3 protein-coding genes and 1 pseudogene are annotated in these 6,549 nt (G+C 73.0%); all 4 read right to left on the bottom strand.

The annotated features are described in order from the left end of the window. Positions 1-31: 31 nt before the first annotated feature. Complete coding sequence (locus N7367_RS19025) at positions 32-1,546, bottom strand: efflux transporter outer membrane subunit (RefSeq protein WP_075077144.1); 1,515 nt, start codon at positions 1,544-1,546, stop codon at positions 32-34. After that, entirely contained in the window at positions 1,543-4,647 is a 3,105-nt protein-coding gene (locus N7367_RS19020) for an efflux RND transporter permease subunit (protein ID WP_075077143.1), read from the bottom strand. Before N7367_RS19020 ends, N7367_RS19025 begins: the two co-directional genes overlap by 4 nt. 6 nt (positions 4,648-4,653) lie before the next feature. Then, on the bottom strand, positions 4,654-5,700 hold the full coding sequence (locus N7367_RS19015) for an efflux RND transporter periplasmic adaptor subunit (RefSeq protein WP_171974408.1): 1,047 nt from the start codon (positions 5,698-5,700) through the stop codon (positions 4,654-4,656). 104 nt (positions 5,701-5,804) lie between these two features. Beyond that, positions 5,805-6,549: pseudogene (locus N7367_RS19010) on the bottom strand (hypothetical protein); the annotation flags it as partial.

Here is a 6,549-nt window from a genome sequence, read left to right as displayed (position 1 = left end):
GCACGCATCCGGGCGCCCGCCTCTCGGCGACTCAATCGCCAGCGGGCGACGCGGGTGCGCGGATGCGATCGGGCACGGACTCGATGGTGTCGCGTACCGCGGCCTCCTGCGGCGCGGCGGCGTCCGGCGCACGCCAGCCACCGCCCAGCGCGGTGTAGAGCGCGATCTGTGCCAATGCGACGGCGCGCTCGGTGTCGAGCGCCTGCTGGCGTGCATCGAGCCATGCGCGCTCGGCATCGAGCAGGTCGGCGAGATTGGCCAGGCCCACCTCGTAGGTGCGTCGGGCCATCGCCCGGGTGCGTTCGGCGCGTGACAGCGCTTCCCCACGGGCGGCGCGCTGCGCCCCGCGCGCGGCGAGCTGGGCGGTCGCGGTCTCGACCTCCTGCAATGCGGTGGCCAGCGCCTGGCGCAGCTCGACGAAGCCGGCGTCGGCCTGCGCGTCGGCGAGATCGATCGCCGCGCGGCTGGCGCCGAAGTCCAGCCACGGAAACCCGAGCTGCGCGGCGAGCGAGCGCAGGTCCGAAGCACCGGACAGATCGCCGATCGCGACCCCGCTGCGCCCGAGCGCCGCGCTGACCCCCAGCTTGGGGAACAGGTCGCGGCGGCTGGCCAGCGCCGCCAGTTCGGCGGCCTCCAGCCCGGCGACCGCGGCGATGACGTCGGGTCGTCGGCGCAACAGATCCATCGGCTGTCCGCGCGGAATCCCGGCATCGGCCATCGGCACGCGCGTGCCGTCGCCCAGGCGCTGCAGCACCGTTCCGTGCGGCCGGTCGATCAGCGTATCCAGCGCGAACGCGGTTTCGGCGAGACCGGCGTCGATGTCGCCGCGCTGCGCTTCGAGCGCCGCGCGCTGCGCGCCGGCGGCTTCCACATCCAGTCGGGTGACCTCGCCCAGCCGGAAGCGCCCGTCGGCGACACGCTCGGCCTCACGCGCGATGCGCACGCCTTCGTCGAGCAGTGCACGCTGGGCGAGCAGCGCGCGCGCCTGCACGTAGCCCTGCGCGAGATTGGATGCGACGCCCAGGCGCACCGCCACCAGCTGTGCCTCGGCCGATTGCACCTGGCGCCCGGCCCCATCGCGGCGCAGCCGGTTCGCGCCGAACAGATCCACTTCCCACTCGGCCTGCAGCGCCAGCTGCCAGGTGTCGAAATTGACGTCGCCGCCGACATCGAATTCCTCGCCCAGCGGCGTGTCGGCCAGCGCATCGGTATTGATGATCTGGCGGCTGGCCTGACCGCCGAGATCGAGCCGCGGCAGCAGCGCCGCGCGGGATTGCCGCAGTTGCGCGCGTGCGATGCGCAGCTGGGCCAGCGCCGCCTGCTGGTCGAGACTGCGGACCAGCGCGGTCTCGACCAGTTCCGCCAGCAGCGGATCGTCGAACTGGCGCCACCAGTATGCGAGCGCCGCCGGATCGGCCGGCCGCGCAGCATCACCCGCGGGCGCGTAGTAGGCCGCCGGCAGCGGCGGCCGCTCGCGCACCGGCGGCGTGCTGCAGGCGGCGAGCGCGAGCGCGGCCGCGAGGACACCGAGCCTGGAGATCTTCATGCGCGTGCCTCCGCGGTTCTGCGGTCGTCGTCGCGCGGCACCTTGAAGACCAGCAGGTACAGGCACGGCACGACGACCAGGGTGAGCACGGTCGCGAACGCCAGACCGCCCATGATCGTCACGGCCAGCGATGCGAACAGATCGTCGAACAGCAGCGGCACCATGCCCAGCACCGTGGTGCCGGCCGCCATCGTCACCGGCACCAGGCGGCTCGTCGTCGCTTCGACGATCGCGGCGCGGCCATTGCCGCCTTCGGCCATCCGGCGGTCGATCTCCTCCACCAGCACGATCGCGTTCTTGAGCAGCAGGCCGGTCAGGCTGAGCAGACCGAGCAGCGCCACGAAGCCGAACGGCTGGCCGGAGATCGCCAGCCCGATGGTCACGCCGCAGATCGACATCGGCACCACCAGCCAGATCACCACCGGCTGGCGCACGCGGGAAAACAGCAGCACGGTCACCAGGATCATGCCCAGATACGGCAGCAGCAGCGTGCGCATCAGGGCCGTCTGCGCATCGCCGGAACTCTCGAATTCGCCGCCCCAGGTCAGGGTGTAGCCGGGCGGCAACGGCATGGCTTCGATCGCCTCGCGGATGTCGGCGTGGGCGTCGCTCGCCTCCACGCCGACCACCGGCTCGGCCTGCACGGCGATGGTGCGCACGCGATCGCGGCGCTGGATCGCGGCGTCCTCCTGCACCACGTCGACGCGATCGGCCACCTGGGCGATCGGGACGTAGGCCGTCGCGCCCGCGCTCCAGGCGAGGCGATCGAGCAACCCCTCCGGCGCAGGGCGCTCGTCGTCCGGCGCGCGCAGCAGCACCTGGCGCTGCGCATCGCCCTCGCGCAGCACCGCCAGCGGCACGCCTTCGGTGGCCATGGTCAGCGCCTGGGCGATGTCCTGTCGACCGAGTCCGGCCTCGGCCATGCGCTGCAGATCCAGCCGCGGCCGCAGCACGAGCTCGCGTTCGCCCCAGTCGTGGTGCACGTTCTCGAGCATCGGCGTGTCGCGGAAAATGGCCTCGGCACGCGCCGCGATCTCGCGCAGCGTCTCGCCCGAGGGACCGCTGAAGCGCGCCTCGACGCGCGCCTCGGACGCGCCGCCGAACATCAGCCGCGCCGCGTGCACGCGCAGCTCGGGGAAGCGCTCTGCGGCTTCGCGATTGAGGCGCGTGAGCATGTCCTCGAGCACGTCGGCGTCGTCGACCAGCAGGATGACCTGCGCGAACGCGCTGTCGGGCATCGCCGGCGCGTAGGTCAGCATGAAGCGCGACGCGCCCTGCCCCACGAACGCGACCCGGCTGAGCACCTCGGGGAACTCCTGGGCCAGATAGTCCTCGACCTCGCGCACCGCGGCGTCGGTGGCGCGGATGTCGCTGCCCTGGCGGGTGTTGATGTCGACGAAGGCCATCGGCGTGGACGCGGGCGGAAAGAACGACTGCGGCAGGAAGCCGAATCCGACGACGCAGCCGATGGTCAGCAGTGTCGCCAGGGTCACGGTCAGGCCGGCACGACCGAGTCGCGCATCGAGCACGCCGCGAAAGCGGTCGTAGAACCTGCCCCGGTAGGGGCTGTCGCCCGCATCGCCGTCGCCGTCGCGTCCGTCTTCGTCGTCGCGCTCGCGCGCGTCCTTCGACGCCAGCCACCAGTAGCCCAGCAGCGGCACCACGGTGATCGCCAGCACCCAGCTGAGCAGCAGCGAGATCAGGATCACCGAGAACAGCGAGAACAGGAATTCACCGGTGGTGTCCTGCGACAGGCCGATGCCGGCGAACGCGAGGATGCCGATGATGGTCGCGCCGAGCAGCGACCATTGCGTCAGCCGGACCGACTCGCGCGCCGCGCGCATCGCCGAGTGCCCCTGGCGCAGCCGCACCTGCATGCCGTCGCAGATCACCACAGCGTTGTCGACCAGCATGCCCATCGCGATCACCAGCGCCGCCAGCGACACGCGTTCGAGCTGCAGGCCCAGCAGATACATCGCCAGCAGCGTGCCGCCGACAGTCAGCAGCAGCACGCTGCCGATGATCACGCCGGCGCGCCAGCCCATCACCAGACACAGCACGCCGATCACGATGCCCAGTGACATCGCCACGTTGATCGCGAAGCTGGTCACCGCCGCGTCGACGACATCGGCCTGCTGGTAGATCGGATGCAGTTCGACGCCGAGCGGCAGGGTCGGCTCGAGCCGCGCCAGGGCCGCGTCGACGGCCTCGCCCACGTCGACGATGTTCACCGACGGCAGGCCGGCGACGCCGATGGTCAGCGCCTCGCGCCCGTCGTGGCGGATGATCTGGGCCGGCCGCTCGGCGAACTCGCGGCGGATCTGCGCGATGTCGCCGAGGGTCACCCGCGCATCGCCGCGCCCCACCGGCAACGTGCGCAGGGCCTGCAGCGTATCGAAGGCGCCGCCGGGCGCGACGCGCAGGTACAGGTCCTCGCTGCGCAGCCCACCGGCGTGCAGTTCGGTTTCCGCATCGGCCAGTGCGCCGGCGATCTCCTCGGGCGCGATGCGCAGCGCGGCGAGGCGCGCCTGCGGAATCTCGACGACGAACCGTTCCTCGATCGCGCCGGCGATCTCGACCTTGCCCACGCCCTCCACCGGCAGCAGGCCGCGGCGCAGGGTCTTGGCGGCCTCGTGCAGCTCGGTGCGGGTGAGGCCGTCGCCGGTCATCGCGTAGTACAGGCCGAAGACATCGCCGAAATCGTCGTTGACCACCGGCGCCTGCGCACCGGGCGGCAGACTGGCCGCGGTGTCGTTGATCTTGCGCCGCAGCTCGTCCCAGATCTGCGGAATCTCCTCGCTGGAATAGCGCTCGAGGATCTCCACCCGCAGCTCGGAATAGCCGGGCCGCGACGTCGTGCGCACCTGCTTGAGCTGGGTGAGCTGCTGGACCGCGCTTTCGAGCACGTCGCTGACTTCGCGCTCCACCTGTTCGGCGCTGGCGCCGGGGTAGATCGTGGTCACGACCGCTTCCTTGATCGTGAACTCGGGGTCTTCCAGCCGCTCGAGATTGAAATAGGCGAACACGCCGCCGACCAGGCAGGCGAGGATCAGCAGCCAGACATTGACCGGGTGGCGGATGGCGTAACGCGCGATCTCCATGCCGGGTCAGCGCCGGATGCGCGGTTCGACGATCTGCCCGGCCTGCAGCAGGCGTGCACCGGCGACGACCACCTGCGCCGATGGCGCAAGTTCGCCTTCGATGCGCGCCTGCGTGCCCTCGATCGCGTGCACCCGCACCGGCACCGGCTGCGCGGCGCCGTCCTCGCCCACCGTCCACACCACCGCCTGCCCGTCGGCCGCGCTCAGCACCGCGCTCGCCGGCACACGGTGCTGGCCGGCCGCGAGCGTGGCGGGCGCCGGGTCTTCGATCGCCACCTGCACCGCCATGCCGGGCAGCACGTTGGCACCCGGCGGCGGCGTACCGCGCAACGCCAGCCGATAGCTGCGTGACTGCGCATCCGGCGCGGTCGCATGTTCACGGTAGGCCAGGACCATCGGCGGCAGTTCGGGCAACGCGAGCACGCGACCGCGGGCGACGAGTGCGGGACCGAACGCCAGGCGCGCGGCGTCGCGCTCGGGCACGTCGACGACGACCTCGATCAAGTCCGCATCCTGCATCCGCAGCACCGGTTCGCCGGCCGGCACCACCACGCCGGCCGCGGCGAGGCGGCGCACCACCACGCCCGCGTACGGCGCGCGCAGCCGGGTGAATCCCACCTGGCGCGCCGCGGCATCGCGGTTCGCGCGCGTACTCGCCAGCTGCGCCTCGGCCTGTTCCACCGCGGCCGGCGCGAGGATGCCTTCGTCGCGCAGGCCGCGGCGGCGGGCGACATCGGCCTCGGCGGTCCGCAGGGCGACCTCGGCCTCGCCCAGTTGCAGGCGGTAGTCGGTGTCGTCGAGTTCGGCCAGGACCTGGCCGCGTTCGACCCGTTCGCCGTCGCTCACCCGATACCGGGTGATGCGGCCATCAGCCTGGAACGCGAGTTCGGTGCCTTCGGCGGCCTCCACACGCCCGGGCAGGCGCAGCGTGCGGTCGGCGGACGCGCTTTCGACCAGCTGGACGATCACCGGGCGCGGCGGCGGCGGGGCGTCGGGCGCATCGCTGCAGGCCGCCAGCAGCACGCTCAGTAACAACAGGACACGGACTCGCAACGCCACACACCCCGGGCAGGCCGACGTGCGGCAGGACGCCTAGGGTCGCCGAAGTCCCGTCACGGATCTGTGAACAGGCCGTGTCCGCAGCGCGGGTGGCGCACTCAGGCGATGGGAGCGACGCCGCCGCGCCCGCGCCGCATGCGGTGCAGCGCCCACAGCAGCGCGGTGACCAGCAGGCAGGCGAAGAACCAGACGACGGCAGGCACCGCACGGGGCGGCGGCGTCTGCGCGCCGGCGCCGGCGCCCGCGAGCCGTCGGGTCCCGGCCTGCAGCGCGGCCGCCTGCATGCCGGGCGCATCGTCGACGCCACGCACCCACAGCACGTCGCCGCCGTCGACGCGGTGCCAGCCGGGCGCGCGCGGCCACAGGCCGGCGCAGCCGTCGGCGGCCGGATCGGGCACGGGGAGGATCGCGCGGCCATCGGGCGCCACCACGCGCGCGCCGGGCGCCAGGTCGCACAGCGCCACGCGCTCGCCGACCCGCGCCTCGCCGCGGAAGCCAGCCACGGCCGCGCCGGGCGGACGGGCCAGTGCGGCGGCCCAGGCACTCCACAACTCGCCGTGCAGATCGGCCCGGCCCGCCAGCGGCAGCTGCCAGCTGTCGGCCACGGTGACGACACCGATGCGGCCCCGGCCCAGTGCCTGCCAGCGCATCATGTCGGCCGCGCCCGGCCCGGCCGCCGGCAGCCCACCGGTCAGCGGCCGATAGCCCAGCGCGGGTGGCGCCTCCCCGGCCAGCTGCGGATCGAAGGGCGCATCGTCGCTGCCGGGGCCGGACCAGGCGCGCAGCCGTGCGGGATCGTCGGGGCCGGCGTCGGCGCGCCACTCGCGCACGCGCCCTGGGTAT

This window comes from Stenotrophomonas sp. GD04145, from assembly GCF_029835135.1.
Taxonomy (GTDB): Bacteria; Pseudomonadota; Gammaproteobacteria; order Xanthomonadales; family Xanthomonadaceae; genus Stenotrophomonas; species Stenotrophomonas maltophilia_P.
This window is presented reverse-complemented; position numbering and strand designations above follow the sequence as displayed.

Excerpts from the sequence above, each read along its gene's own strand:
- N7367_RS19025 (WP_075077144.1), bottom strand. The coding sequence starts at position 1,546 with ATGAAGATCTCCAGGCTCGGTGTCCTCGCGGCCGCGCTCGCGCTCGCC.
- N7367_RS19020 (WP_075077143.1), bottom strand. The coding sequence starts at position 4,647 with ATGGAGATCGCGCGTTACGCCATCCGCCACCCGGTCAATGTCTGGCTG.